Annotated in this window: 1 protein-coding gene; it reads left to right on the top strand. The window is 70.4% G+C overall.

Features of this window, described 5'->3' with window-relative positions; genetic code table 11:
- The coding region (locus ACTJK8_RS32435; protein ID WP_440763221.1) for a methyl-accepting chemotaxis protein at positions 1-365 on the top strand (365 nt) is incomplete at both ends.

A 365-nucleotide genomic window follows, 5' to 3' on the forward strand; every position in this document is an offset into this window, starting at 1 on the left:
GCCATGCAGACCATCGCCCAGAAGATCACCATCGTGCAGGAGATCGCCCGCCAGACCGACCTGCTGGCGCTCAACGCCGCCGTCGAGGCGGCCCGGGCCGGCGAGCATGGCCGCGGCTTCGCGGTGGTGGCCAGCGAGGTGCGCAAGCTCGCCGAGCGCAGCCAGGCAGCCGCGGCCGAGATCGGTACGCTCTCGGCCGACACCGTCAAGGCCGCCCAGCAAGCCGGCGACATGCTCGGCAAGCTCGTGCCCGACATCAAGAAGACCGCCGGCCTGGTCGAGGAGATCACCGCCGCCTGCCGCGAGCAGGATGTCGGCTCGGGCCAGATCAACCAGGCGATCCAGCAGCTCGACAAGGTGACCCA

Source organism: Methylobacterium sp. 22177 (assembly GCF_052045615.1).
GTDB lineage: Bacteria > Pseudomonadota > Alphaproteobacteria > Rhizobiales > Beijerinckiaceae > Methylobacterium > Methylobacterium radiotolerans.